At 63.8% G+C, this 26,969-nt stretch carries 25 protein-coding genes and 1 tRNA gene; 11 read left to right on the forward strand and 15 right to left on the reverse strand.

The window, feature by feature from the left end; translation table 11 throughout:
- Window positions 1-58 precede the first annotated feature (58 nt).
- Window positions 59-277, forward strand: coding sequence for a DUF2970 domain-containing protein (locus tag FPB55_RS15730; RefSeq protein ID WP_009685910.1), 219 nt, complete (start codon window positions 59-61; stop codon window positions 275-277).
- A gap of 277 nt (window positions 278-554) precedes the next feature.
- On the opposite strand, the gene FPB55_RS15735 is transcribed toward FPB55_RS15730, so the two are convergent.
- Complete coding sequence (locus FPB55_RS15735; protein WP_009685911.1) at window positions 555-1,631, reverse strand: ABC transporter substrate-binding protein; 1,077 nt, start codon at window positions 1,629-1,631, stop codon at window positions 555-557.
- Window positions 1,632-1,845: 214 nt separating this feature from the next.
- Here FPB55_RS15735 and FPB55_RS15740 point away from each other — a divergent pair, with 214 nt between their 5' ends.
- The 4 genes from FPB55_RS15740 to FPB55_RS15755 all read left to right on the forward strand — a co-directional run bounded on the left by FPB55_RS15740 (window position 1,846) and on the right by FPB55_RS15755 (window position 6,285).
- On the forward strand, window positions 1,846-3,498 hold the full coding sequence (locus FPB55_RS15740; RefSeq protein ID WP_009685912.1) for a nitrite/sulfite reductase: 1,653 nt from the start codon (window positions 1,846-1,848) through the stop codon (window positions 3,496-3,498).
- Window positions 3,482-3,976, forward strand: coding sequence for a DUF934 domain-containing protein (locus FPB55_RS15745; protein ID WP_009685913.1), 495 nt, complete (start codon window positions 3,482-3,484; stop codon window positions 3,974-3,976). The genes FPB55_RS15740 and FPB55_RS15745 overlap by 17 nt, the downstream gene beginning before the upstream one ends.
- A 260-nt stretch (window positions 3,977-4,236) precedes the next feature.
- Entirely contained in the window at window positions 4,237-5,040 is an 804-nt protein-coding gene (dkgB, locus tag FPB55_RS15750) for a 2,5-didehydrogluconate reductase DkgB (RefSeq protein WP_144188626.1), read from the forward strand.
- A gap of 96 nt (window positions 5,041-5,136) precedes the next feature.
- Window positions 5,137-6,285, forward strand: coding sequence for a M14-type cytosolic carboxypeptidase (locus FPB55_RS15755; RefSeq protein ID WP_110677749.1), 1,149 nt, complete (start codon window positions 5,137-5,139; stop codon window positions 6,283-6,285).
- A 21-nt stretch (window positions 6,286-6,306) separates the two neighbouring features.
- Here FPB55_RS15755 and FPB55_RS15760 read toward each other — a convergent pair whose 3' ends face one another.
- The 7 genes from FPB55_RS15760 to FPB55_RS15790 are packed head-to-tail and all read right to left on the reverse strand — an operon-like array spanning window position 6,307 to window position 12,644.
- The gene (locus FPB55_RS15760; protein WP_144188628.1) at window positions 6,307-7,278 is read right to left on the reverse strand and encodes a spore coat U domain-containing protein; all 972 of its coding nucleotides are present in this window, start codon (window positions 7,276-7,278) and stop codon (window positions 6,307-6,309) included.
- Window positions 7,275-9,617, reverse strand: coding sequence for a fimbria/pilus outer membrane usher protein (locus FPB55_RS15765; protein WP_144188630.1), 2,343 nt, complete (start codon window positions 9,615-9,617; stop codon window positions 7,275-7,277). Before FPB55_RS15765 ends, FPB55_RS15760 begins: the two co-directional genes overlap by 4 nt.
- A 60-nt stretch (window positions 9,618-9,677) precedes the next feature.
- Window positions 9,678-10,454, reverse strand: a complete 777-nt coding sequence (locus FPB55_RS15770; RefSeq protein WP_144188632.1) for a molecular chaperone — start codon at window positions 10,452-10,454, stop codon at window positions 9,678-9,680.
- 39 nt (window positions 10,455-10,493) lie between these two features.
- Window positions 10,494-10,997: a spore coat U domain-containing protein gene (locus FPB55_RS15775; RefSeq protein ID WP_009685919.1), complete on the reverse strand. Its 504-nt coding sequence runs from the start codon at window positions 10,995-10,997 to the stop codon at window positions 10,494-10,496.
- A gap of 3 nt (window positions 10,998-11,000) precedes the next feature.
- Window positions 11,001-11,531: a spore coat U domain-containing protein gene (locus tag FPB55_RS15780; RefSeq protein WP_009685920.1), complete on the reverse strand. Its 531-nt coding sequence runs from the start codon at window positions 11,529-11,531 to the stop codon at window positions 11,001-11,003.
- An 18-nt stretch (window positions 11,532-11,549) separates the two neighbouring features.
- A complete protein-coding gene (locus tag FPB55_RS15785; RefSeq protein WP_029886960.1) occupies window positions 11,550-12,086 on the reverse strand; it encodes a spore coat U domain-containing protein in 537 nt (178 codons plus the stop codon).
- 30 nt (window positions 12,087-12,116) lie between these two features.
- A complete protein-coding gene (locus FPB55_RS15790) occupies window positions 12,117-12,644 on the reverse strand; it encodes a spore coat U domain-containing protein (protein WP_009685923.1) in 528 nt (175 codons plus the stop codon).
- Window positions 12,645-12,911: 267 nt separating this feature from the next.
- Between FPB55_RS15790 and FPB55_RS15795 the strand changes: the two genes are divergently transcribed.
- The 3 genes from FPB55_RS15795 to FPB55_RS15805 are packed head-to-tail and all read left to right on the forward strand — an operon-like array spanning window position 12,912 to window position 18,051.
- The gene (locus tag FPB55_RS15795) at window positions 12,912-15,170 is read left to right on the forward strand and encodes an ATP-binding protein (RefSeq protein ID WP_054889819.1); all 2,259 of its coding nucleotides are present in this window, start codon (window positions 12,912-12,914) and stop codon (window positions 15,168-15,170) included.
- Between the two features lie 6 nt (window positions 15,171-15,176).
- Window positions 15,177-15,638 carry a response regulator gene (locus tag FPB55_RS15800; RefSeq protein WP_009685925.1) on the forward strand — a complete coding sequence of 154 codons (462 nt, stop codon included), beginning with the start codon at window positions 15,177-15,179 and terminating at the stop codon, window positions 15,636-15,638.
- Between the two features lie 13 nt (window positions 15,639-15,651).
- On the forward strand, window positions 15,652-18,051 hold the full coding sequence (locus tag FPB55_RS15805; RefSeq protein ID WP_047149737.1) for a response regulator: 2,400 nt from the start codon (window positions 15,652-15,654) through the stop codon (window positions 18,049-18,051).
- Between the two features lie 141 nt (window positions 18,052-18,192).
- Here FPB55_RS15805 and FPB55_RS15810 read toward each other — a convergent pair.
- Window positions 18,193-18,267, reverse strand: a tRNA-Gln gene (locus tag FPB55_RS15810).
- Between the two features lie 257 nt (window positions 18,268-18,524).
- On the opposite strand from FPB55_RS15810, the gene FPB55_RS15815 reads away from it, so the two are divergent.
- Both FPB55_RS15815 and zapE read left to right on the forward strand, forming a co-directional pair.
- Entirely contained in the window at window positions 18,525-18,767 is a 243-nt protein-coding gene (locus FPB55_RS15815) for a DUF465 domain-containing protein (RefSeq protein ID WP_009685928.1), read from the forward strand.
- Window positions 18,768-18,898: 131 nt separating this feature from the next.
- A complete protein-coding gene (gene zapE, locus FPB55_RS15820) occupies window positions 18,899-19,975 on the forward strand; it encodes a cell division protein ZapE (RefSeq protein WP_009685929.1) in 1,077 nt (358 codons plus the stop codon).
- Here the strand turns inward: zapE and FPB55_RS15825 are convergent.
- Window positions 19,972-21,861: a propionyl-CoA synthetase gene (locus FPB55_RS15825; protein WP_047149738.1), complete on the reverse strand. Its 1,890-nt coding sequence runs from the start codon at window positions 21,859-21,861 to the stop codon at window positions 19,972-19,974. The two genes, zapE and FPB55_RS15825, sit on opposite strands and share 4 nt — an antisense overlap.
- A 178-nt stretch (window positions 21,862-22,039) precedes the next feature.
- On the opposite strand from FPB55_RS15825, the gene FPB55_RS15830 reads away from it, so the two are divergent.
- Entirely contained in the window at window positions 22,040-22,906 is an 867-nt protein-coding gene (locus FPB55_RS15830; RefSeq protein WP_144188634.1) for a LysR family transcriptional regulator, read from the forward strand.
- Here the strand turns inward: FPB55_RS15830 and FPB55_RS15835 are convergent.
- From FPB55_RS15835 to FPB55_RS15855, 5 genes are all read right to left on the reverse strand, one after another.
- Window positions 22,880-24,037, reverse strand: a complete 1,158-nt coding sequence (locus FPB55_RS15835; RefSeq protein ID WP_115294378.1) for an HPP family protein — start codon at window positions 24,035-24,037, stop codon at window positions 22,880-22,882. The genes FPB55_RS15830 and FPB55_RS15835 overlap by 27 nt on opposite strands.
- Window positions 24,038-24,289: 252 nt before the next feature.
- Entirely contained in the window at window positions 24,290-25,606 is a 1,317-nt protein-coding gene (locus FPB55_RS15840; RefSeq protein WP_115294379.1) for a sensor histidine kinase, read from the reverse strand.
- On the reverse strand, window positions 25,603-26,271 hold the full coding sequence (locus FPB55_RS15845) for a response regulator transcription factor (protein WP_009685936.1): 669 nt from the start codon (window positions 26,269-26,271) through the stop codon (window positions 25,603-25,605). The genes FPB55_RS15840 and FPB55_RS15845 overlap by 4 nt, the downstream gene beginning before the upstream one ends.
- Window positions 26,272-26,586, reverse strand: a complete 315-nt coding sequence (locus FPB55_RS15850; protein ID WP_009685937.1) for a PepSY domain-containing protein — start codon at window positions 26,584-26,586, stop codon at window positions 26,272-26,274.
- Window positions 26,586-26,894 (reverse strand): PepSY domain-containing protein, encoded by a 309-nt coding sequence (locus tag FPB55_RS15855; RefSeq protein WP_009685938.1) that lies wholly within the window; start codon window positions 26,892-26,894, stop codon window positions 26,586-26,588. Before FPB55_RS15855 ends, FPB55_RS15850 begins: the two co-directional genes overlap by 1 nt.
- Window positions 26,895-26,969: the final 75 nt, after the last annotated feature.

Below are 26,969 nucleotides of genomic sequence, written 5' to 3' on the forward strand. Positions count from 1 at the left end.
GTAGCGGCAAACCCCACCTACACTGTCCCTGATTGCCTCTGATTATTCAGGAGCCACCATGGACGATTCCAGCCAAGGCAAACCGCCGACCTTCTGGCAGATGCTGCACAGCATCCTCGCCGCCGCCTTCGGCGTGCAAAGCGGCAAGAACCGCGCCCGCGACTTCACCCATGGCAAGGCAAGCCATTTCATCGTCATGGGCACACTGTTCACCTTGGTGTTCATTGCCGTGCTGATTGGCCTGGTGCAACTGGCGCTACACCTTACCGCGCGTTAATCACGGGGCCGCAAAGCACAACACCTGCGCAATGGCTGCCGCAGGCGCCGTGGCTGCATCACGGTCGGAAGGTTCAAGTCACTGGTGGCTGACCCAGTAAACGGCGGTGACGACCACCAGCACGATCAGGCAGAGGATCGCCCAGGCATCGACACTGCTGTCAGCTTTGCGGACCTTGGTTGAGTTTCCCATTGCATTGCCTCTTGTAGTGGTTATGGGAATGCACTTCACAACCAGCAGTTAAGACGAGCAATGCCCTTCTCTCAAGCAGGGTCTTTCAATATTCGACCGGCGACGTCAAAAACGGGTATTGGTAACTGGCAGGCCGCCCTTCGGCGCTGTAACGCTGAAAATCCACGCCATAGTCGTCCCGCTCCAGCAGTTTCAGCCAACGCCTGGCCTTGGCCGGGTCAATCACCTGCATGACCGGCGCCGTGTGTACACGCAAGCCATCACGGTTCAGCGCCAGCCCCTGGGCATCATCGTGCAGCATCACCATGGCCCAGCCACCGAGGGTGAAATGCCCACCCAACAGCACGCTCAGGCGGCCGTCGATGCGCGCACGCAGCGCCTCGGGCGAGCTGTTCACAGCACCGAACAGCACGTCACGCCCCGGCGTATGGCCGGCTTCCTGGAAAGCTTGCATGGCGCCGAAGGCCATTTCGTCATTGGCCGACCACACCAGGCCGATGTTCGGGTAACGCTGCAGCAGCAGCTGCGCCTGCTCGTAGGCCCGCTGTCGGCTCCAGCCGCCATACACCACCTGACGCAGGCGCACCTGGGGGAAATCGGCCAGCGCCCTGCGCATACCCTGCTCGCGCAGTTGCGAGGCCGGCGTGGTCTTGACGCCGACAAACGCCAGCAACTCTACCGGGCCATGGCCACGTGGCAATCGCGCGACCATCTGATGCAACATCTCGAAACCCGCCTGTTCGTCATTGCTGGTCAGTGTGCCCAGTGGCGCGGCAAACTTGTCGGGCTGGGCCAGGATGCTGCGCTCCTGGCTGGCCGTGAGGCCATTGTTCACCAGCAGCAGCTTCACCCCAGTGCCGCGCGAAAGGCGCAGGATTTCCGGCGCCACGTATTGCTCGTTGACCACTATCAGGTAATCGGGCCGCTGCGGCGCGGTGAGTATCGCCCTTGCCTGGGTCAACGCCTGGTCGGCACTGCGCTCGGTGTATTGCACGCGCAGGGTCATGCCCAGCTCCTGGGCGGCGGCCTGCATGAACCGGCTGTAGCTGTTCCAGAACGTCTCACTGGACAGCCCCGGGTTGAGGAACACCACCGAAGCCGGTTGTGCGCTCGCCGCCAGCGGCAAGGCAAGACAAATGCTTTGGCACAACGCCTTCAACATGGGCTGGCATCCCTGTAACGCAAACCGCGGATTATACCCGCCGCGCCGGTATACTGGGCACAAATGGCAGTCAGTCTCACATAGTCCATTTGGTTCTTTTCATATGCAAAAACATCACTTTAGCGCATAAACGCAACCTGCTATCGTTCCCCGGCTCCGTACCGGAGTGCGCGGCCGTGCGCGCGAATAGCTGCATGCCTGAGACAGGACTTTTATGTACGTATACGACGAGTACGATCAGCGGATCATCGAGGACCGCGTCAAGCAGTTCCGTGATCAGACCCGCCGCTACCTGGCCGGTGAGCTGAGCGAAGAAGAATTCCGCCCTCTGCGCCTGCAGAACGGCCTATACATCCAACGTTTCGCGCCGATGCTGCGTGTCGCCGTGCCGTACGGCCAGCTGAACGCCACCCAGGTTCGCACCCTGGCCAAGATCGCCCGCGACTACGACAAGGGCTACGCCCACATTTCCACCCGGCAGAACGTGCAGTACAACTGGCCGGCGCTGGAAGATGTTCCAGACATCCTTGCCGAGCTGGCCAAAGTGCAGATGCACGCGATCCAGACCAGCGGCAACTGCCTGCGCAACACCACCACCGACCAGTTCGCCGGGGTTGCTGCAGACGAGGTCATCGACCCACGGCCATGGTGCGAAATTGTGCGCCAGTGGACCACCTTCCACCCGGAATTCGCCTTCCTGCCGCGCAAGTTCAAAATTGCCATCAATGGCTCGCAGGAAGACCGTGCCGCCATCGAAGTGCACGATATCGGCCTGGAGCCGGTGCGCAATGCGGCCGGTGAGCTGGGCTTCCGCGTATTGGTAGGCGGCGGCCTGGGGCGTACCCCGGTGGTCGGCTCGTTCATCAACGAATTCCTGCCGTGGCAAGACCTGATCAGCTACCTCGACGCCATCCTGCGCGTGTACAACCGTTACGGTCGCCGTGACAACAAGTACAAGGCGCGGATCAAGATCCTGGTCAAGGCCCTGACCCCGGAAGTGTTCGCCGAAAAGGTCGAGGCCGAAATGGTCCACCTGCGTGGCGGCAGCACTACCCTGACCGAAGCCGAAGTGCAGCGGGTATCGCGCCACTTCGTCGACCCCGAATACCTGGCCCTGGACAACGTCGACTTCGCCGCCCAGGACGCCGAGTACCCTGGCTTCGCCCGCTGGCGCTCGCGCAACACCCGCGCTCACAAGCGGCCGGGTTACGTGGCCGTTACCCTGTCGCTCAAACCCACCGGCGTGGCCCCGGGTGACCTGACCGACAAGCAGCTGGACGCGGTGGCCGACCTGGCCGAGCGCTACAGCTTCGGCTTCCTGCGTACTTCGCACGAGCAGAACATCATCCTGGCCGATGTCGAGCAGCGCCAACTGCACGCGCTGTGGCTGGAATTGCGCGAAAGCGGCTTCGCCACCCCGAACATCGGCCTGCTGACCGACATCATCTGCTGCCCGGGCGGTGATTACTGCTCGCTGGCCAATGCCAAGTCGATCCCGATTGCCGAGTCCATCCAGCGCCGCTTCGACGACCTGGACTACCTGTTCGACATCGGCGAAATCGACCTGAACATTTCCGGCTGCATGAACGCCTGCGGCCACCACCACGTGGGCCACATCGGCATCCTCGGCGTGGACAAGAAAGGTGAGGAGTTCTACCAGGTGTCGCTGGGCGGCAACGCTGCACGCGGCGCAAGCCTGGGCAAGATCCTCGGCCCGTCCTTCGCCCAGGATGACATGGCCGATGTGATCGAAAAGCTGATCGCGGTGTACGTCGAGCAACGTACCGAGGAAGAGCGTTTCATCGACACCTACCAGCGTATCGGTATCGACCCCTTCAAGGAACGCGTCTATGCAGCGAATCATTAAGAACAATCAGATCGTCGACGAAACCTGGCACCTGCTGCCCAAGGAAACGTCTTTCGACGAGCTGACCAACTGCGACGACTACATCGTTCCGCTGCAGATGTGGCGTGACCATGCCCATGTGCTCAAGGCCCGCGACGGCGGCCTTGGCGTGTGGCTGGACAGCGACCAGGAAGCCGAAGAAATCGGTGAAGACGTGCAGTACTTCCAGGTCATCGCCTTGAACTTCCCCGCCTTCACCGACGGGCGCAGCTACTCCAACGCGCGCCTGCTGCGTGACCGCTACGGCTTCAAGGGCGAGCTGCGTGCCATTGGTGACGTACTGCGCGACCAATTGTTCTACATGGCCCGTTGCGGTTTCGATGCATTCGCCATCCGTGCCGACAAGGACCCGGAAGACGCATTGCAGGGCCTCAAGGACTTCTCGGTGACCTACCAGGCCGCTACCGACGAGCCGCTGCCGCTGTTCCGTCGCCGCTGATTGCCACCTGCAACACCACGGCCCGCCGCAATGGCGGGCCGTTTCATTTGTACCCGCCGGTACCGCTCAACCCTGCCCCAGCTTCCTCCCAGCCCACCCACGCCTGCGCCCTTTTTTGCCTGGGGATCAAATGTCCTTGGTCGAACCCCGCCTTAATCAAATCGCATCAAACTTGCACACTGCTCCACACTCAAACAACGGACGGGGCTGCCCCCCTGGCTGAATTCCAGCCCCTTCCCTCACCTAGCAGGAGCCACCTCATGAGCATTCCATCTTTTGGTCTCGGTACTTTTCGCCTCACAGGCCAGACGGTCATCGACTCGGTCAAGGCCGCCCTCAAGCTGGGCTACCGGGCCATCGACACCGCGCAGGTCTACAAGAACGAAGCAGAGGTCGGCCAGGCCATCGCCGAGAGCGGTGTACCACGCGGTGAGTTGTTCATTACCACCAAGATCTGGGTCGACAACTATGCCCATGACAAGCTGCAAGACAGCTTGAAGGAAAGCCTGAAAAAACTGCGCACCGACTACGTGGACCTGTTGCTCATCCACTGGCCAGCCCCGGGCAACGGCGTTGACCTGCCCGCCTACATGGCCGCCTTGGCCGAGGTCAAGAAAGCGGGCCTGACCCGCCAGATCGGGGTGTCGAACTTCAATATCGCGTTGACCGAGCAAGCCATCGAGGTGGTGGGCAAAGGCGAAATCGCCACCAACCAGATCGAGCTCAGCCCGTACTTGCAGAACAGCAAGCTGGCTGCCTATCTCGAGGCGCAAGGCATCACTATCACGTCCTACATGACCTTGGCCTACGGCAAGGTGCTGAAGGACCCGGTGCTGACCGAGATCGCCACCAAGCACAAGGCCACCGTGGCCCAGGTTGCCCTGGCCTGGGCACTGCAACTGGGCTACGCGGTGATCCCCTCGTCGACCAAGCGCGAGAACCTGGCCAGCAACCTGTTGGCCCGTAGCCTGAAGCTGGATGACCAGGACATGGCACGCATCGCCACGCTGGAACGCAATGGCCGTGAAGTCAGCCCGCCGGGCCTTGCCCCTGATTGGGACTGAGACACTCTGCAGGGGGGGCATGGGACCGAGCGCCACTTTGCACGGCCAAGCCGTGTACAGTACGCCTACAACAATGCCCACAAAGGAGCCCGGCCCATGAGCGTAACGCTGTCCCCCCTGCACATCGACTGCGATTTCGATTCTGGCAATATCCAGGTACTGGATGCCAGCAACCCGGCGCAGGTGCGCCTGGCCATCCGCCCGGACACCCACAGCGACCATTACCAGTGGTTCCACTTCAGGGTCAGCGGGCTGACGCCGGGCCAGGTCCACCGCTTCAGCCTCGACAACGCCTCTGGCGCTTCGTACAAGCATGCCTGGAGCGGCTACAACGCCGTTGCCAGTTACGACCAGCAACGCTGGTTCCGGGTACCCAGCCAGTTCGATGGCAGCGCGCTTTCGTTCGAGCTCAAGGCTGAGCAGCCGCAGGTCTGGTTCGCCTACTTCGAACCTTACCCGCGCGCTCGCCATAACCAGTTGATCGAGCGGGCCCGGCAACTGCCCGGTGTCGAATTGCTGGCCAGCGGCCGCAGCGTGCAAGGCCGGGACATTCCCCTGCTACGGGCGGGTGATGGTGCCGAGGGCAAGCGCAAGCTATGGCTGATCGCCCAGCAACACCCCGGCGAGCACATGGCCGAATGGTTCATGGAGGGCGTGATAGACCGCCTGCAGGCTAACGACACGGTGATCCAGCAACTGCTGGGCAAAGCCGATCTGTACCTGATCCCCAACATGAACCCCGACGGCGCCTTCCTTGGCCATCTGCGCACCAACTTCAAAGGCAAGGACCTCAACCGTGCCTGGCAGGACGCCAGTGTCGAACTCACCCCGGAAGTGTTCTTCGCCCAGGCGCAGATGAAGCAATATGGTGTGGACGCCTTCATCGACGTGCACGGTGATGAAGAAATCCCCCATGTATTCACGGCGGCGTGCGAGGGCAACCCAGGCTACACACCCAGGCTGGCAAAGCTTGAGGCGCAGTTCCGCAGCACCCTGTGCAGCCTTACCCGCGACTTCCAGACGGTACATGGCTACACCCGCGACGAGCCTGGCCAGGCGAACACCACCCTGGCCTGCAATGCGGTGGGCATGGCGTACGACTGCCTGTCGCTGACCCTGGAAATGCCATTCAAGGACCATGATGATGCGCCCAACGCCGCCACCGGCTGGTCGGGCGCGCGCTCCAAGGCACTGGCCGGCGCCGTGCTGGAGACGCTGGCAGGCATGCTTGGCGACTTGCGCTGACCCCGCGGCTGGCGCACACCTTCAAAACTGCACATCCAGGATCACACTGTCGGCATAGCTGGCCGCGGGCGGCGTGGCCTGGTCGGTGTAGACCTTGGCGTTGTAGTTGAACATCTGGCTGCCGGTGCCGGTACCGGCACCGGGGTTCACATCCGCATCAGTGCTCGCGCGGCGTGCCGCACCAACCGCGCCCCACCGCACCGTACCGGCACCCTTGAAAATGTCGTATGCCAGGTAATTGCTGGTGGTAGATTTCATGCGCCGCCTGCCATTGGCCACGTTCTGCCCGTCGTCCAGGCCAACCGTGTAGTTGCTGCCCTTGGTGCACGACACACTCAGGCTCTGGCTGACCGTGGCGAACCCTGCCACCACCGGGGCACTGCCGAAGTTGATGTTGGGCGTGGTGATCTGGCAATCGTTGGTCACTGTCAGGCTCACGGTCAGGGTTTTGCTGCCTGAACCGATGTCGCGCCCAAGGCAGGCGCCGAGCAAGCCAACGCCCGAACAGTAGTCCCAGCTCCAGGCAATGGTCAGGGTTTCCTGGTACAGGCCAGCGGCGACATTGCTGCCCACCTGGGTGCGCATGTACAGCGGCACCGATTTGGGGGTGGTGCCGCCGAGCAAACCCAACAGGTCGAGAATGCCGGTACGGGCGAAGTCATAGGCCACGCCGCGGGCAATCGGGTAATTGGTGGTGTTGTCGCCGTACACCGTGTAAGGAATCACATCCCCCGTCGGGCCTACCAGGCCGCTGCTGGGCGACGTGATAGTGAGATAGAAATGGTCGCTGTTGCTCAGCACGCTCAGCAGCGACCCTGTGCACTGCAACCCCGAGTTCAGGGTCGAGGCGTTCTGTGCCGTGGTGCGCACCTGCGTGGAATTGAGGCTGCCGAACGCGGCCGGCAGGGTCGCCACCGATGAGCACAACCCCCAGGCGGCCCCCATGGGCAACCACAGCAAGCTTGCCAGCAGGCCCCGCTGCCAGGCCGTCATCGGCACACCAACGGCCCAAGCAACGGGATCGAACCTTGCGCTTCGGGGAAGTCGAACTCGACCTGGCAGCGCCCGCCCCCCTCCAGCGCGACCTGCAGGCGGTTGCGTGGCGACAGGTTCTCCAGGTACACCAGCCCGTCCCAACCGACCACAGCCTGGCTGCCCGATTGCTCGTGGGTCACCCGGCTGCCCAGTTTCAGCGGCTGCTGGCTGGCATCAACCAGCTCGATGCTCGCCGCCAGTACCCGTTTCAGCGGGAACTCCAGCAGGTAGCCACTCCCGCGGCGCACGGCCACACGCTGCTCCACATTCGGCGCCAGCACATCGGGCGGCAGGTCCATGGGGTCGATCTCGTACTTGCCGTGGTAGTAACCACTGCTGTACGGCACCAGCAGGTGGCCGCCGGCGTCGGTACGGCCGACCTCCTGGTTTTCATAGCGCACCGGTACATCGGCATAGCCGTCGGTACTGACCACGACGAAAGCGTCGTCGATCCGGTTGGCGGCGAACAGCCCATCCATCCATACCAGCGAACCACTGGCATCGGCCCAGCGGGTCGTTGCGCCGCTGCTGCCATATACGCCGGCCTGTAGCTGTACCGACTGCAAGCGCCAGGTCACATCGGCCTGGCGATAGGCATCGCGGTCGCTACCCTGGGCATAGCCGAGGTTATAGCCCACGCCGCTGCCTACCGGCACGGCGCGCCCGTAATTGACCCGCTGCAGGGTTTCACCGGTGTTGCTGCGTTCCAGGCCTAGCGCCAGCGTGCCATGGGTGTCGAACGGAATCACCAGTTGCGCCTGCACGGCCCACTGCCCGCCAGCGATTTCGCGGTTGGCCGACAGGTACACACTGCTGCTGCCTGACAACGGCCTGCTGTAGCTCAGGTTGATCAGCCGGGTACGCGTGCCGTCTGCAGCGCGCACGTCGAAGTAGCCGGCACCGACGTTGCCGTACCTGTCAAGGTTGAGGCTGAGGCTGACCTGCTCGCTGCGTGTGCTTGCCTGTATGTCCGGGGTGTCGACCCGGCTTAGGTCGGCATAGTCGGCACGGCGTTGCAGGCGCTGGTAGCTGAAACCGAAGCGCTGGCTGTTGTATTGGTAACCCAGCGCGACCTGCTGCCCCTGATCGCCGTCGAAACGGCTCTGCGCGAGCGCGGCATTGAGCACACCGAAGTTGCCCAGCCGCAGGTTGCCACCCAGGCCACCCAGCATCAGCGAGGCAGCGGTTTCAAGGTGGGTTTCCACGGTGAACGTGTCGCTTACCCCATGGCGCAGGCTGGCGCTGGCCGCCCCCGCGCCGTAGGCAAAGTCCCGCACACCGTAGTCACGCCTCAGGCTCCCGGCCGCTATCGAATAGTCTGACAGGCCTTTTTGCAACAGGCTGCTGGTGACGTAGAACGGCAAGGTGGTGGAAACCTGCCGGCCCAGGGCGTCGGTGGTGACCACCACCGCTTCGCCGGCACCGTTGATGAACGGCACGTTGGTCAGCGTGTAGGGGCCTGGCTGCAATTCGTTGGAACTGGCCTTGTAGCCGTTGATGAACAGGTCGAGCGAGGTCGGTACCGCGGCTTCGCCGGCAAACGCCGGCAAGGGGTAAGTGACCAGGTCCGGCCGCGCGGCGAAGTCGCGCGACAGTTGCACGCCGCCCACCCGTACCGAACGGGTCCAGGGCAGTGACCCGGTAACGAAATCGCCGGCCTCGTAGGTCAACAGGCGCTGCTCGTCGGTGAAGCGCCAGGTGGTGTCGTAGCGCAGGAAGCCCCGCCTTGCCGGGTCGGCCTGCGCGCCATTGAACGATTGGCGCCATTGCCCGGTGCTGGCGAAGGTGCCCCAGCCATCGAACACGCGCAGTTCGTTCCAGGCCGCCAGGTAGGTGCCGCCGTCATCGGTGTCGTTCAGGTACAGGTCGTAGTTGAACAACGCGCCGAAGCTGCTCCGCGCATCGCTGGGCGGGTACAGGTTACGATCGCCGACCTGTTGCTCGGGCAACCAGGCCGGCGGCACTTGCAGCAACAGCCGCAGGTTCCGGCTGTCGTAATCGGCGTGCAGCCCGCTCACCGCGTCGAGGGCGACCTCGCCCTGCGGGTCGCCGGGCAGTGTCACACCCGCCGCGCGCAACACGGCGCTGTCCAGGTACAACTGGCCGGCCCGCTGCTGCACCGGCACCAGCTCAGCCTTGGGCATGCGGTTCACCATCAGGTCGAGGAACAGCGTGGCGTCGGCGATGGCGGACAGCTCCGTGGGCGGCGGCGGCAGGTCGTCGGCCAGCGCCAGCGCTGGGCCAAGCACGGCCAACTGCAGGCACCCGCGGCGCAAACTCAGCGCTAGCCATTTCACACACGGTATCCAACCATTGCCGGGTCCTCCTTGGCCCCTGCGCTGCATTCTGGTGCTGGTTCACTGCCCCTGGGGTAGGGTGCCGGCCGTGGCCTGGCCGTTGACCCGGCCTTGCAGCACACTGCCTGTATTGAGCGCCACGGGTGCCGGCCAACGCATACTCGCACCCGGCAGCACATAGCCCAGCAAACCTTCGGCCAGCGCCTTGCGTTGGCCGCCCTGCTGCAGCACCACGTCGGTCAGCCGTGCATGCACCGGGCCGGTATTGCGCAGTTCCACATAAGGCTTGCCCTGCACCGTGACAGGCCGCCAGCTCAACTGGGGCTTGCCCATGCTGGCGGCGGTGCGCCCGCCCTCGGGGTCCGCCTTGCCCCACAGCCCTTCGCCGTAGACGAACAGCGGTACGGAATAGCGCATCTGCAGCCGAATGGCGGCCGTGGTGCCGGGGCCGGCCTTGTCGAGCGGGATGGCCGGCGGAATTTCGTCGATGATGATGCGATAGGCCTTTTCCTGGCCGGCAGGTGAAGGGCCGGTGCGGGTCAGGCGGATCAATTGCTTCTGTCCAGGGGGAATATTGGCCACCGGGGGGCTGCCGATGATCTCGCGCTGGGCCTGGAACTGCTCCTGGTAACGCCCTTGGTGCCAGGCAAACACCCGCACCTGCAAGTTGGCAGCCTCGGTACCGCGGTTCTCCAGCCACAGTGCGCCGGCCTTCTGGTCGGCCTCCAGCACCGGGTCGATCGGCCAGATCAACACCGAGGTGGCTGCACCAGCCGGCAGGCTTGCCAACCACCACAACCCGATCAGCCCTTGCGCCCACTTCGCGCCTACTGCCATCAAGCTCTCCTTAGCACTGGTCATTGGCGCCGCTGGCGTTCACCAGGTCACCATCACTTGCACAACATCGGTATAAGTCCCTGCCGGCAGCTTGCCGGTCAGCTGAACCCGCCCATACACCGGCAGCTTGATCGCCGTGGCGTCGCTGTAGCTCACGGTGGCGCTCTGCCCTATGCCCAACGGCTGGCTGTAGGCGGCATCCCGGTACAACTGGTAGGCCAGGACCTGGCTGCCGCTGGTGTTCTTCAGATAGCGCGTGCCGCTGGTACTGTTCTGGCCTCCGCCCAGGCTCATGCTCACCGCCACACCCGGGGTGCACTGGAAGGTCACCGTGGTGCCGCCCAGCGAGGTACTGAGCACGCTGGTGGACAACGCCGACTGGGTGCCATAGTTCAGCACCCCATACTGGCTGACACCGCCCACCACCAGGCAACCGGCAGCGACCTGCGCCGCGACCGTGAAGGTGCTGGTAGTGGCCGCATCCAGTGGCGCCGCCAGTAGCGCACCAAGGCCAGCCAGGCCCACCGTCAGCCAATGGCGCATGGCTCAGAACGACAACTCGACGGCTACCGTGTCGGTGTACACCCCAGCTGGCAACCCGGCCTTGCCACGCGCCTGGCCGTACAGGTTGACGGTTTGCGCCACACCGGTACTGGTTGGCAGGGTGATGGTGCCATCGATGGCCAACACGGTGGTGCGCCCGGAGTCGGTATAGAAGTCGTAGGGCACGAAATTCCCCGCGCCATCAGCCAGTGCACGGGTGCCGCCGGTCGATTGACCATCATGCGACCCTGCACGCACGCGAATCGCCGGCACCGTGCCCGCTGAGCACAGAATGCTCAGCGCGCCACCGCTACCCAGCACCTGTGCGTTGGCCGTGGTGAACAAGGCATCCTGGGTGCCGAAATCCAGCGAGCCGAAGTTCAACCCCGAGGTGCCTGAACTGCCATTCACCTGGCAGGCCGCCGTCAAGGTCAGCGTCGAGTTGATGGTCCCGGTCACCGTGGCGGCCTGGGCCTGCGTGGCCAGGGCCAAACCCAGGCCGGCGAGGATGCAGCATGAAAGGTTCGTTCGCATCGGAGTCTCCTTGCGTGGTTACCAGTCCAGGGTCACCCGGAGGGTGTCGCGGTACAGCCCGGCTGGCAGCGCACGCGGTTGCGCCACCACCACGCCGTAGATGGGGATCGGTATCTGTTGCGTGCTGCTGATGACGAAGGCCCGTGCCTGGCCGATGCCGTAACGGCTGTTACCGCCCGGGTCCACTGCCAGCTGATAGGGAATCAGCTGGCTGCCGTTGCTGAGGCGACGAATGCCGTCGTCGCCATGCATGCCACCATTGATGCGCACGTTGAATGCACGCACTTCGGGGGTGCAACTGATTTGCAGGCTGCCCTCGCCGCCCGCTTCATCCACCCGGCTACGCAGCGGCTGGTCCCAGTTCGGGCCCCGCTCGCCGAAGTCCAGCAAGCCCGGGTTGGCCAGGGTCGCCGGTTGCGCTTCGTTGCTGCTGATCTGGCAGGCGGCGCTGATCACCAGCCGCGCCTGAATGAAGCCAGTGGCGCTGCCATGCGCTGCACCGCCTGGTACCAGTAAAGGCCCCAGGGTCAACAGCAGGATCGAGGTGCGGTTCATGGCTGCGCGTCCTTGTGCATGGCAGCATCCTCACCAAGTGACCGTGACTTTCAACAGGTCGGCGTACAGGCCGGCTTTCGGCACCCAGGCCAGCGTGTCGATTCGCGCATACAGCGGCAATTCGGCCGAGCCGCTATCGGGCACCCGGGCCGCCTGCGCAACGTTCACTGGCAGTGGCTCGCGCCAGGCCGCGTCGCGATAGAGCCGATAAGGAATAGGCCGGCCCGGGGCGTCGTCGCTGGCCAGGAAACGCACGTCGCCAGTGCCGCCGTGCTGGCCGCCGTCGACCTGTACTTGATAAGGCGTGTCGGGGTTGCACTCTAGGCGCGGCGGGCGCTGGCTCAGCAACACCCCGGCCAGCGGTGCCGCCGGGCCATCCAGCCGCGGCGCAGCACCCAGGTCGATTCGCCCAGCAGCCTGCGCGCCCGCGTCGCGGGCCTGGGTAACCAGCATGCAGCCGCGCTGCACCAGCACCCGCACCTCCACCAGGAATTCTGCCGCTGCCCCAGCGTTGCTCAGTAACAGGCCAAACAACCCGGCCAGTAAGCGCTCCTTCACCTTGTTGTCCTTATCGCTCTATGCTCAGTTGAGCCTAGCAGCGAGGCACGGCGCCAAAAGCTGCAACCGACCGTTTTTTGGTATTAGCAACAAAGCGATAGCGTTCGATGAAAAAAAACCTGCAAGGGGCAGAACCCATCGTGACTCACAGACCTCAAATGGCCAGAAGCCGGCGAATGGGCCGATATTCTGATAAGGTGTACCTCCATCATCCTGCCTCAAACTCGTGCGGCAAGCATGGACCGACAAGACAGGAGCTTTCAATTGATGACTGCAGATAGCACGCTCGCCCAAGCCGTGGAGCGTTGCGCTCAGGAACCGATCCAGGTGCCCGGCAGCGTCCAGCCCCACGGTTTCCTGGTGGTCGTCGACGAAGCCGACTTGCGGGTACTCCAGGCCAGTGAAAACGTCGAACAGTGGCTGGGCAAGCCGGCCAGGGAGCTTATCGGTTGCCATTTCGCCGAGCTGGTCAGTGGCGGGTTCGACTTGCGCATGCACCTTTCGCGGTTACCCGAAGACGAAGTATTCCCCTTTCACATTGGTGATGTGCACCTGTGCGAAGGGGCACCGCACACCGCCGCCTTGCACCTGCTGGCCCACCGTCACGATCAGGTGCTGATCGCCGAATTCGAACCACCGCGGCTGCCGTCCGACCTCATCGGGCAAGGCGATTACTACCCGCTGGTGCGCAACTTCGTCAGCACCCTGCACCTGGCCGGCAGCCTTGAAGAGCTGCTGCAGCAAACGGTGGCTCAACTCAAGCGCATCACCGGTTTTGGCCGGGTCAAGGCTTACCGCTTCGATGCAGAAGGCAATGGCCAGGTTCTGGCAGAGGTCGCCGACCCGGGCTACCCCAGCTACCTGGGGTTGTGCTTTCCGGCCTCGGACATCCCGCGCCAGGCGCGCGAACTCTACCGGGTCAACCGTATCCGCGTGATCGAGGACGCCAACTACCAGCCTTCGCCGCTGCTGCCGGCAGCCAACCCGCGTACCGGCAAGGCGCTGGACATGAGCTTTGCGACACTGCGCAGCGTTTCACCGGTGCACCTGCAGTACATGCGCAACATGGGCACCCTGGCGTCGATGTCATTGTCGATCGTGGCCGATGGCAAGTTGTGGGGGCTGATCTCTTGCCACCATCAGCAGCCCAGGCCTGTAGACCTGCGTACGCGCACCGCCTGCGAGCTGCTGGCCAGCGTGCTGTCGTTGCAGGTCGAGTCCCGCGAGTCGCACGCCAGCACCAGCAAGGTACTGGAGTTGCGCCAGCACATTGTCCGCATGATTTCGTCCATGGCCGACCATGACAGCGTCAGCGATGGCCTGCGCGACGTGCCCGACGTCCTGTTGACCTTTGCCGACGCCCAGGGCGCCGCGGTGATCTCGGCAGAGCGCTGCGACCTGTTCGGCCAGACGCCGCCCACCGCCCAGGTCACGGCGCTGGTGCACTGGCTGAGCCAGCGTGGCGACGAACATGTATTTTGCACCGACAACGTGCGCCGCGACATCGACGAGTTGCCCGAGCTGGCAGACCATGCCGGTGGCGTGCTGGCCGTTGCGATTTCGCAGATCCATTCGCACTACCTACTGTGGTTCCGCCCCGAACAGGTACGCACGGTGAATTGGGCAGGCCAGCCGACCAAGCAGGTGGGGCCACAGGGCAACCTCGACCCGCGGCACAGTTTCGAGCGCTGGCAGGAGCGACTGCATGGCTACTGCGCACCTTGGGAGCCACTGGTGGTCGAGGGCGTGCAGGATCTGCGCACGGCGGTGCTGGGCATTGTGCTGCGCAAGGCCGAGGAGTTGGCACAGCTGGCCGGTGAACTGCGCCGCTCGAACAAGGAACTCGAGGCGTTTTCGTACAGCGTTTCCCACGATCTGCGCGCGCCGCTGCGGCACATTGCCGGCTATACCGAGCTGCTCGGCGAAATCGAGGGCGCAGGGTTGAGCGAGCGTGGCCAGCGCTTCCTGCAGCACATCGGTGAAGCCGCCAATTTCGCCGGCAGCCTGGTGGACAACTTGCTCAACTTCTCGCAAATGGGCCGCTCTGCCCTGCGCATGTCCGATGTCGACCTGAACGCCCTGGTCGAGGCTATCCGCAGCGAACTGGCGCCCGATTACCAAGGCCGCGAGATCATCTGGGACATTGCACCACTGCCGAAGGTGATCGGGGACCCGGCATTCATCAACCTGGCATTGCACAACCTGATCGCCAATGCCATCAAGTACACCCGCGGTCGTGAGCCCGCGCGCATTTCGATCAGCGCCGAGCAACATCCGGAAGAAACCGAAATCTGTATCCGCGATAACGGCGTGGGCTTCGACATGGCCTACGCCAACAAGCTTTTCGGGGTATTCCAGCGCCTGCACCGCATGGAAGAGTTCGAAGGCACAGGGATTGGCCTGGCAAGCGTACGCCGTATCATCGAGCGCCATGATGGCCGTGTCTGGGCCGAGGGCCAGATCGACCATGGCGCCAGTTTCCACTTTTCTCTACCGCGCCAACCCGCGACTACCCGAGGCACCTGAACAATCATGCTCAAACCCATCCTGCTGGTCGAAGACAATCCACGAGACCTGGAGCTGACGCTTTTGGCTCTGGAGCGTAGCCAGTTGGCCAACGAGGTCATCGTCCTGCGCGACGGTGCCGAGGCGCTGGACTACCTGTTGCGCCGCAACGCCTATGCCGATCGTGATGACGGCAACCCTGCTGTAATGCTGCTGGACCTGAAGCTACCCAAAGTCGACGGCCTGGAGGTGCTCAAGGAAGTGCGCGCCACTGCCGAGCTACGTAGCATCCCCACGGTCATGCTGACCTCGTCCCGCGAAGAGCCCGACCTGCTGCGCGCCTACGAGCTAGGGGTCAACGCGTATGTGGTCAAACCCGTGGAATTCAAGGAATTCGTCGCCGCCATTTCCGACCTGGGAATCTTCTGGGCCGTACTGAATGAACCACCACCTGGCTCGCTGCGGCTGAACCGTCGCGGTAGCAATTGAGGCCGCCGCAACGATGCCGCAAACGCCGTTGAAACTACTGATGGTCGAAGACAGCTCGATGGACGCCGAGCTGACCTTGATGCGCCTGGAGCGCAGCGGGCTGCATGTGCAATCGCATCTGGTATTCGACCATACGGGGGTCGAGCATGCCCTGAAGCAGGACCACTACGATCTGATCCTTTGCGACTGCGTGCTGCCGGGCTCGTCCGGCACCGAGGTGCTGGCCATCGCCCAGCGCCTGGCTGCCGACACCCCGTTCATATTTCTATCCGGGATCTACGGCGAAGAGCACGCCGTGGAAATGATCCGCCTGGGTGCTACCGACTATGTGCTGAAGAAGAACCTGCAGCTACTGCCCAAGGCGGTACGCCGGGCAATGACCGAAGTGCAGGAGCGCCAGCGCCGGCGCCGCGCCGAGGAGGCGCTGGTCGATGTCGAGGCGCGGGCGCGCATCGCCATCGACGCCGCGGGCATGGGCACCTGGGACCTGCGCCCGCAAGATGGCCTGTTGATATGCGACGAGCGCTGCAAGACCCTGTTCGGTCTGCCCGCCAGCGCCGACATGACCATGCAGGTATTCTACGACGGCATCTACCCAGACGACCTGGCGCTGGTGCGCGATGCCGTCGAATACGCCATGCTGCCCGAAAGTGGTGGCCAGTACCGGGTGGAATTTCGCACTGCCCAACCCAGTGGCCAGGAGCCGCGCTGGTTGCTCAGCAGTGGCCAGAGCCAGTTCGTGAACGGTCAGTGCGTGCGCTTTTCCGGCGTGCTGCAAGACATCAACACCCAGCGCCTGGCCACCCAGGCACTGCGCCAGCTCAACGAGATGCTGGGCGAGCGGGTGGAACGCCGTACCCGTGAACGCGACCGCGCCTGGGAGCTGTCACAGGATCTGCTGGCAGTGCTGAACAAGGACCTGACCCCGGTGGCGCTGAACCCCGCCTGGGAAGCCAGCCTGGGCTTTTCCCGCGAGCGCCTGAGCCAGTCGTCGCTGTTGCACCTGTTGCCCGACAGCGATCAGGAACTGCTGTTGACCGAACTGGCCGCGCTCGCGCACGGCCGTACCAGCGTGCGTTTCGTTGGCCGCATCCTTCACGCCAGTGGCCAGCAACGCTGGCTGTCGTGGGTCGTGGTGCCCGAAGACACCCTGCTTTACGTGGTCGCCCGGGACATCACCAGCGAGCGCGAAACCGCGTTGGGCCTGGCCGAAGCCAATGCTCGCCTGCGCGAGCAGATCGATGAGCGCGAGCGCATCGAGGCCGCCTTGCAGCAGATGCAGCGCCTGGAAGCGGTCGGCCAGCTGACTGCCGGCGTGGCGCACGACTTCAACAACCTGCTGACCGTGATCCTCACCGGTGCCAGTTTCCTTGAGCGCGACCTGACCCGGGGCGACCTGGACAAAGCCCGGTCGCGCCTCAAGCATGTTCGCGAAGCGGGTGAGCGCGGTGCCAAGTTGACCTCGCAATTGCTCGCCTTCTCCCGTCGCCAGCGCCTGGAACCGGTACCGCTGAACCTCAACCGCACCCTGGCGGGCCTTGAGGAACTGTTACGCCGCACCTTGGGCGGCAACATCTCGGTGCGCCTGGACCTGGACCCAAGCTTGTGGCAGGCGCTGACCGATCCGACCCAGACTGAAATGATCATCCTCAACCTGGCCATCAATGCCCGCGATGCCATGCCCGATGGCGGCCAGTTGATCCTGGCGACCCACAACACCTGCATCGACACCGCCCCACAGCGCCCGGAAGACCCAGAGCGGGGCGAATACGTGATGCTGAGCATTCGCGACACCGGGTGCGGCATGAGCGAAGAGGTGGTGGCCAAGGTGTTCGAGCCGTTCTTTACCACCAAGGATATCGGCAAGGGTTCAGGGCTTGGGCTGGCCCAGGTCTTTGGTTTCGCCAAACAGTCCGGTGGTGGTGTGCGCATCGACACCAAGCCAGGGCGTGGTACCGAGGTGGCGGTATACCTGCCAGCAGTGAAAGACCGCGCGGTCAGTGAACCGGCAGCTGCCGTGCTCAGCCTTTCGATCAACGATAGCGGCCGTAACCGGACCGTACTGCTGGTGGACGATGACCACCTGGTACGTGACATGCTCGGCGATGTACTGCGCCAGTACGGCTACCAGGTGCGCCAGGCGCACAGCGGCGAACAGGCACTGGCGTTGCTGGATGACGAGATCGACTTGCTGCTGACCGATTTCGCCATGCCGGAATTCAACGGTGGGCAACTGGCATTAGCGGCCCGCGAGCGGCGCCCGCACCTGCCGGTGGTGTTTCTTACTGGCTATGCGGAGTTGCAAGGGTTGGAATTGCCGGGCAGCCTGGTGATGCAGAAACCGGTGCAAGCCGATGAACTGGCGCGGGTGCTCAACGAGATGCTGGGCGGCCTGGCAGTGCGCCAGGGCTGACCAATGGCTGGGCCGCTTTGCGGCCCTGGGCCAACGCAACGCTGCGGCCACAGTGGGTGTGGCATTTCGCACGCGCAGAAACGACAAAACCCGACGCTCATCAGAATAAGCACCGGGCAAGTTACGTTTGGAACTGGGAAATGGCAGGGGCGGCTGGATTCGAACCAACGCATGGCAGGATCAAAACCTGCTGCCTTACCGCTTGGCGACGCCCCTGTATCGGATGCAGCGTGAGCTGCTCTGACAATTCCAAGTGAGTGACAACTGCGTGTTGTCTTGGAATGCGCGGCACTTTAACAACAAAGTTTCGGTCTGTGAACCCCCTGATGAAAAAAAATTGCCAAAAAACAGCGGCTTAGTCATTTCTGCCGCCGCCGCCTACCATCCGTCGTTTTCTTCTCGCTTCGCTTCAACACATTCGCGTTCCTCCCTTCAAATCAGATAACCCATCTGCATTGACCAAGGAGGAACCCATGCCTGTCTCTCACGACCTTTACCAGGACCTGCACTACCCACGCGAGATCGTTCAGCAACGTCGCCAGGCCGACAAGGCACTGGATCGCTTGCTGGATGAGTACGTCGATATCGACAACCAGGTACTGGCCGCCGAGGCCATCTCGGCAGGCAATTTCGTCGACGAGGACCTGCGCCACCTGAAAGAGCGCCGCCTGGCGGTGAAGTACATGATCGAGCGCCAGCTGGAACGCAAGGCATAGCCCAGCGGGCAGCCGTGGCGGCGACACCTATCGCGAGAAGTGATGATTGCCGCGCAATTTCTCTATTGGTCAAAATCGCCGCCCTCGGGCAAGCTGCACACTGCCCCGTCAATGCCCAAGGAGCTGTGCTTTTGCCTGCCTGGATCCCTACCCCGCTGCGCCAACTTGGCCAACGCCTGCGCGGCGCTGCCGCGCATCAGAGCGAACTGCTCGCCTGGTTCGAAGACAAGGCGCACAGCCGTGGTTATCAGCTCAGCGATGGCCAGCGCCGGGTGATCCACTGCATGGCCAGGCAATTGGCACAATTGGAGCAAGGCCAGCCGCGTAGCCTGTACCTGTACGGCTCGGTCGGCCGGGGCAAAAGCTGGCTGCTCGACGGCTTCTATCAGGCCGTACCGGTCGAAGCCAAGAAGCGCCTGCACTTTCATGATTTTTTTGCCCGCCTGCACCAAGGCATGCATCGCCACCGGGCGCTGGACGACGCACTGGGCGCGACCCTGGACGAGCTGATAGGCGATTGCCGGGTGCTGTGTTTCGATGAATTCCATGTACATGACATTGGCGATGCCATGCTGCTCACCCGGCTGTTCAATGCCTTGTTCAGCCGCGGGGTGTTTTTGCTGGTGACGTCCAACTACGCGCCTGAGGGGCTGCTGCCCAACCCCCTGTACCATGAGCGTTTCCTGCCGGTGATCCGCCTGATCAACAGCTCGATGGAGGTCCTGGAAGTCGGTGGCGATACCGACTTTCGCAGCCTGCCGGCCAACCGCGAGCAGCAGCGGTTCACCCAGGGGCATTATGTATGGCCCGGCACTGCGGCACAGCGCCAGGCGTTGCAGGTACCCGCGCCACGGCCAGTGCAGCTGAACGTGAACAAGCGCCCACTGCGGGCCCTGGCGGTGGATGGCCGGCGCGTGGTGCTCGGCTTCGACGACCTGTGCGAAAAAGCCACGGCGGTGATCGACTACCTGGTGCTGGCCGAGCAGTTCGACGAATGGGTCATCGATGGGCTGGATGACCTGGCGGACTGCTCACTGGCGGCGCAACAACGTTTCGTCAACCTGGTGGATGTGCTGTACGACCAGGACAGACAGGTGACGGTGATCGGCAAACGACCACTGGAAGAAAGCCTGGGTGGGCCGCTTGCCGACCTGATGCGCACCCGCAGCCGCCTGGGGCAGCTGCAGGTGGTCGGGCCGCAGGGCTAAACCGCCCTGGGCAAGTCAGCCAGCAGCGCCTCGATCTCTCCCAGCACTGCCGGGTCGTCCAAGGTCGAAGGCGGGACGTAGTCCTGCCCATCTGCAATCTTGCGCAACACCGCCCGCAGGATCTTCCCGGACCGGGTCTTGGGCAGGCGCTTCACCAGCCGCACTCGGTTGAAGCACGCCAACGGGCCTATTTCCTCGCGCACGCAGCGCACCAGGTCGACCAGCAACTGCGCCTCGGTAATGCCCTCGCCGTCCTTGAGCACCACCAGCGCCAACGGCACCTGGCCCTTTATTTCGTCATGCACGCCAATCACCGCGCACTCGGCCACTGCCGGGTGGCGCGCCACCAGGTCTTCCATTTCCCCCGTGGAAAGCCGATGCCCGGATACGTTGATCACATCATCGGTGCGCCCCATGATGTAAACGAAGCCATCATCGTCCAGGTAGCCGCCATCGCCCGTGTGGTAGTAGCCAGGGTAGCTGTGCAGATAGGCCTGCAGGTAACGTGCGTGGTCGCCCCACAGCGTCTGGCTGCAACCGGGCGGCAATGGCAGGGCGATCACGATCGAGCCCTGCTGGTGGGGGCCAAGCAGGCGCCCTTCGTCGTCCAGCACACGCACGTGATAGCCGGGCACGGCGCGGTTGCTCGAACCCGGCCGTGCCGCGCTGCCCTCCAGCCCCACGCAGGGCGCAGTGACTGGCCAGCCGGTCTCGGTCTGCCACCAATGATCGTGCACAGGCTTGCCACTCACCTGCTCCAGCCATTGATGGGTGCTCGAGTCGAGCTTTTCACCCGCCAGGAACACATGGCGCAGCGAGCTGAGGTCATGGTTGCGCACCCGCTCGCCCTGCGGGTCCTCCTTGCGAATGGCACGCATGGCCGTGGGCGCACAGAACAGCGCATTGACCCGATACTGCTCGACCACCCGCCAGTAGGCAGCGGCGTCTGGCGTGCGAATCGGCTTGCCCTCGTAGAATATCGTGGTGCAGCCGCTCATCAACGGCCCGTAGACGATCAGCGAGTGCCCCACCACCCAGCCCACATCGGAAATGCCCCACCACACATCACCGGCTTGCATGCCGTAGATATGGCGCATGGCGTAACACAGTGCCACTGCGTTGCCGCCGTTTTCGCGGACGATGCCCTTGGGTTTGCCCGTGGTGCCCGAGGTGTACATGATGTACAGCGGGTCACCGGCATCCAGCGCTACCGGCTCAACCGGCTTGGCAGTCTGCACCGCTACCTGCCAATCCAGGTCGCGCCCTGGCAGCAGATCGGCCTTCACCTGCGGCCGCTGCAGCACCAGCACTGAGCGCGGCTGGTGCCTGGCCAGTTGCAGCGCACGGTCGACCAGTGGCTTGTAGGGGATCACCTTGTCAAACTCCAGCCCGCAGGAAGCCGTCAGCAGCAGCGCCGGCCGCGCGTCATCGATGCGCAGGGCCAGCTCGTTGGCGGCGAAGCCACCGAACACCACCGAGTGCACCGCACCAATCCGCGCACAGGCCAGCATGGCCATGGCCGCCTGCGGCACCATGGGCATGTAGATGATCACGCCGTCGCCTTTGTTAACGCCCAGCTCGCGCAGCAAGCCGGCCAGGCGCGCCACCTCGTCGCGTAACTGCAGGTAGGTGTAGGTTTGCTGCACGCCAGTCACCGGCGAATCGTAGATCAGCGCCAATTGCTCGCCGCGGCCCTGCTCGATCTGGTGATCGAGGGCCAGGTAGCAGCTATTGAGCCGGCCATCGGCGAACCAGTGGTGGGTGCCATCGGCGTTCTCTTGCAAGACCTGGGCAGGTTTTTGATACCAGGCCAGGTGAGCGGCCTGTTCCGCCCAGAAAGCGGCAGGGTCGGAGATGGACTGGGCGTAGCTGTGCTGGTAGCTCATATCGAAAGGAACCCGATTTTGTTGTTATTGAAGGGCGAACCTGAAGTATGGCCTGCACCGCCCGCCTCGCCAGGCGACTAAAGTCACAACCGACCTGCAAATTTGCATAACGCGCCAATGCGCCCTATTTCGGTGCAAAACCCCTAGAATAGGCCCCCCTCAAGCCACCGAGCAGCCCATGGATATCGAACAGGCCCGTACCTTTCTGGAGATCGTGCGTTGCGGCAGCCTGGTCGCTGCCGCCGAGCGCCTGTTCGTTTCGCAAACGGCGATCACCGCCCGGGTGCAGCGCCTTGAACAGCAGCTGGGTTGCCAGTTGTTCGTGCGCAGCCGCAGTGGCGCCAGCTTGACCTGCGATGGCGAAGCTTTCGTCAGTTATGCCAACCAGTTGGTGCAGACCTGGGAGGCGGCGCGCCGTGACCTGCCGCTGCCCGAGGGCTGCCAGCAGGTGCTGCATGTAGGCGGTGAAGTGAGCCTGGGCAACCCGATGATGCTCGATTGGGTCAGCGCCCTGCATCGCGAACTGCCCAGCCACGCGATCCGCAGCGAGGTCAGCGACGGCGAGGCGCTGCTGCGCAAGGTCCAGATGGGCCTGCTGGACGCTGCGCTGGTCTACCAGCCAACCTATGGCCCGGGTTTGCAGGTCGAGCAGTTGATGGAAGAAAAGCTGATCCGCGTGCGCCGGGTCGATCGGCCCGAGCCGTATATCTACATCGACTGGGGCCAGGCCTTCCGCCGCCAGCATGACGCCGCCTTGCCCGACTGCGCGCGCCCGGCGCTGAGCTTCAACCTCGGACCACTGGCGCTGCAGTTCATTCTCGACCAAGGCGGTAGCGGCTACTTCCGCACACGGGTGGTTCAAGCCTACCTCGACAGCGGGGTTTTCGAGCGAGTCCCGCACGCGCCTGAATTCACCTACCCAACCTATCTGGTCTACCCGCGCAAACGCGACAGCGAAGCCCTGCAGCAGGCGTTCAGCGTGCTGCGCCGGCTGGTGGCCGCCGGCGCAAGCGACTGGTCACAACGCTGGGACCCTGTTCTCTGAAACCTGTTGGGCCTTGCTGAGCAACTGGCGCTTGAGGCCGGCAATCAGGTCGGTCTGGGTGATCACCCCCACCAGGCGCCCATCGTCGAGCACCGGCAGGCAATGCAGGCCTTGTTCGCACAGCAGCGGCAGCAGGCGCTCCAGCGGGTGCTGGCTGCTGACGCTGACCACTGGCTGCATCATCACCTGGGCCAGGCGCACGGGCGGGCGGCCGAACAGTCCGCGCCAGGTGAAGCGGCCACGTTGCATGGCCGGGCCAACCAGATCGCTGAGGCTGACAATGCCCACCAGTTTGCCGTGCTGCAGCACCGGCAGTGTTTTCAGATGATGGCTGGCCAGCATGGCCCAGGCCTGCTCTAACGTCGTGTCGGGGCTGGCGAATTGCACATCGCGAGACATCACTGACGCCGCGGTGATGCCGCCCAGGCTGCGCTGCAAGGCATGCTGCTCGGTGGCCAGGATAATGCGCTCCAGTTCGTCCCGGGTGACGTCCACGAACTCGCCCAGCTCTTCGAGGGCATGGTCCAGGTCTTCGCTGCGCACGCCAACGCGCTCGGTAGGCAGCGGGTCATGGGTATGGTGCAGGTCCTTGCGGATTACCGCGCCCTTGGGGTAGCGCACGCCCGTCAGGCGGTTGTAGAGCACTGCCACCGTTACCAGGATCAGTGCATTGAGCAACACCGGTTGCAACAGGTGGTCGCCCAAGGCGGTCAGGCCTGGGTCGGCCAGTACCGCACTCACGGCCACCCCGCCACCCGGCGGGTGCAGGCAGCGCAGCAGGCACATGACCAGGATCGAGATCCCCAGCGCCACGGCGGCCACCCACAACTCGGGGCCGAACCCCTGGCGCATGGCCAGGCCAACAGCGCTTGCCAGGGCGTAACTGCCCAGCACTGGCCAAGGCTGAGCCAACGGGCCGGAGTGCACCGCGAACACCAGCACCGCCGACGCGGCCAACGGGCCGAGCAAGTGCAGAGCAATGCCCGGGCCGTAGGCCATGCTGGTCAGCCAGCCGGCGAGGAACAAGCCAAGCAGTGCGCCAATACCGGCACGCAACCATTCTTTGGGGGGGATATTCAGGGCGGGCGGCAATAGCCGCAGCAGACGACTTTCGGAACGCGAGGCAGGCATTTGAACTATCGGGGTCGTGTTTTTTTCGGTTTGAAAAGAAAGCCCAGGGCAGCTGCCTGGGCCTGGTATTGCGCAGGCAATATCACAAGGGGCTCCGTCCGTGGAGAAATGGAAACCACGCGGTTTCGTGAAGGCATTGTGCCGGCCGCGGCGCGATTGGGCCAATTCAAAAAAATGCGCCTGTACTGCAATTTTTTTGCAGTGCCTATCGGCAAAGCAGGCCGCCGCAGCCGCAGGCGCGGCTCGGGACCACTAGGCCTTGCGCGGCAGGTTCAGGCTCACCCGCAGCCCGCCCAACGGGCTTTGCTGCAACGCCAGCTGCCCTCCCCAGGCCTCCACGATGTCACGCACGATGCCCAAGCCCAGGCCGTGCCCGTCCACCTGCTCGTCCAGCCGCGACCCGCGCCCCAGCACCTGCTGGCGCTGCCCCTCGGGGATGCCTGGCCCATCATCATCGACCCACAGCCGATACCCTTCGGCATCCGCCTCGGCCCCCAGGCGCACTTCGCTGTCAGCCCATTTGCAGGCGTTGTCCAGCAGGTTGCCCAGCAGCTCCAGAACGTCTTCACGGTCCCATGGCAGTGACAGCCCAGGCGGCACATCACTGGCCAGCAGCAAACCTTCGCCATGGATCATGCCCAGGGTTTCGAGCAGGCCGGGCAACTCGGCATCGCAATCGAACTGCGCGCCTGGCAGGGCGTCGCCGGCCAGGCGCGCCCGGTTCAACTCACGGGCCAGGCGTTGCTGGATCTGCTCCAGTTGCTCACGCATCTGCGCGCTGACTTGCGGCAAATCCTTGAGGCGCTCGCTCGACGCCAGGCTGAGCAGCACCGCCAGCGGTGTTTTCAGCGCATGGCCAAGGTTGCCCAGGGCATTGCGTGAACGGCGCAGGCTGTCTTCGGTGTGGCTGAGCAAATGGTTGATCTGCCCCACCAACGGGGCCAGCTCGCTGGGGACTTCGGCATCCAGTTGCGAACGCTGCCCCTGCTGCAGCTGGGCGATCTGCTGGCGTGCCCGCTCCAGCGGCCGCAACGAGCGGGTGACGGTGATGCGCTGCAGCACCAGCACCAGGATCAACGCCACCAGGCCCATGCCCAGGCCGATCTGTTGCAGGCGCCGGAACCCCTGGCGTACCGGGGAATAGTCCTGGGCCACGCTGATGGAAATATCCTGCCCCAGGCGCCGGTAGTCGGCACGCAGTGCCAACAGGTGCTGCCCTTCCGGCCGCAGCTCATGGCTGTCGGAAAGCCCTGGGGCCGCCGGTTTGGGCATATCCAGGTCCCACAACGAGCGAGAACGCCAGGTGCCCTGGTCGAAGTCGATGCGGAAGTAGTAGCCGGAAAACGGCCGCTGATAAGCCGACGAGATACGCCGCTCGTCCAGCTGCAGGCCGGACGGCCCCCGCACCAGGGCCACCAGCAGGTTCTCGCTTTCCTTGCGCAGGCCGTTTTCCAGGTAGCGTTGCAGGCCGGCTTCGAACAACCACAGGGTCAGTTGTGCCAGCACCACGCCCACCACCACCAGCACAGCGACCAGGCCCAGGCTCAAGCGCGCCTGGATCGACTTCACTCGGCGCTCCCGGCGTAGATGTAACCTTGCCCACGGCGGGTTTCGATCACGCTGCGCCCCAGCTTGCGGCGCAAGTGATTGACGTGCACCTCCAATACATTGGAGTCACGCTCTGTTTCACCGTCGTACAGGTGTTCGGCCAAGTGGCTTTTGGACAGGATCTGCTGCGGGTGCAGCATGAAGTAGCGCAGCAAGCGAAACTCCGCAGCGGTCAGCTGGATATCTACACCGTCGCGGCTCACGCATTGGCGGCCTTCATCCAGGTGCAAGCCGGCCGCTTCCAGCCTGGGCTGGTTGGCCAGGCCGCGGGCACGGCGCAACAGCGCCTGTATGCGCAACTGCAACTCCTCGGGGTGAAACGGCTTGCTCAGGTAGTCATCGGCCCCTGCCTTCAACCCTTCGATACGCTCGGCCCAGGAGCCGCGCGCGGTCAGGATCAGCACCGGCGTGGCCAACGCAGCGGCACGCCACTGGGCGAGTACCTCCAGGCCCGGCATGCCCGGCAAGCCGAGGTCGAGGATGATCAGGTCATAAGGCTCGCTCTGGCCCTGGTACACCGCGTCACGGCCATCGGCCAGCCAGTCCACGGCATAGCCCTGGCGTTGCAAGCCGGCAATCAGCTCATCGGCCAGCGGTACGTTGTCCTCGACAAGCAACAGGCGCATTCAGTCGTCTTCCTCATCTTTGAGCAGGGCGCCGGTGCTGGCGTCAAGCTTGATTTCGCGAACCACGCCAGCAGGTGTCAGCAGCTCGACCTCATATTCGTAGCGATCATCGTCCTCTTCCAGTTCGGCTTCCAGCAAACGCGCCCCGGGGTAACGCCCCAGGGCGGTTTCCAGCAACTGTTCGAGTGGCAGGATGACGCCCTTTTGCCGCAGCTTAAGGGCTTCATCCTGATCGAGGTCGCGGGCGGCTGCCAGCGAGCACACGGCCAGCAGCGCCAGCGCCAGGTAGCGCGCTGGCCGTGGTAAGCGACGCATCAGTTGTCTCGCTCGTCCTTCACCACTTCACCGGTCTTGGCGTCCAGTGCCACGTCCCATTCCACGTTCTGGGTATCGCGCAGCTCGACTTTGTAGATGTAACGGCCGTACTCGTCTTCCAGCTCGGAATCGGTAACGGTGGCGCCGGGGTGCTTGGCGACGGCAGTGGCCTTGAGTTCATCCAGCGACTTGATGGTCTTGGCGTTTACCAGTTTGACCACTTCGTCGGGCTGCACATCCTTGGCGAAAGCGGCATTGGCGCCCAGGGCAAGGGCGGCGGCGGTGAACAGGGCAGTCAAGGTTTTCATCGTGCTTCTCTCCTGAGAGCTGTACAAGTTGTCTACGGGGTTAAGATTACCCGGCGGTCCTTAATTCAACCTGAA

The sequence above is a fragment of the Pseudomonas sp. BJP69 genome, from assembly GCF_007633355.1.
Taxonomy (GTDB): domain Bacteria; phylum Pseudomonadota; class Gammaproteobacteria; order Pseudomonadales; family Pseudomonadaceae; genus Aquipseudomonas; species Aquipseudomonas juntendi.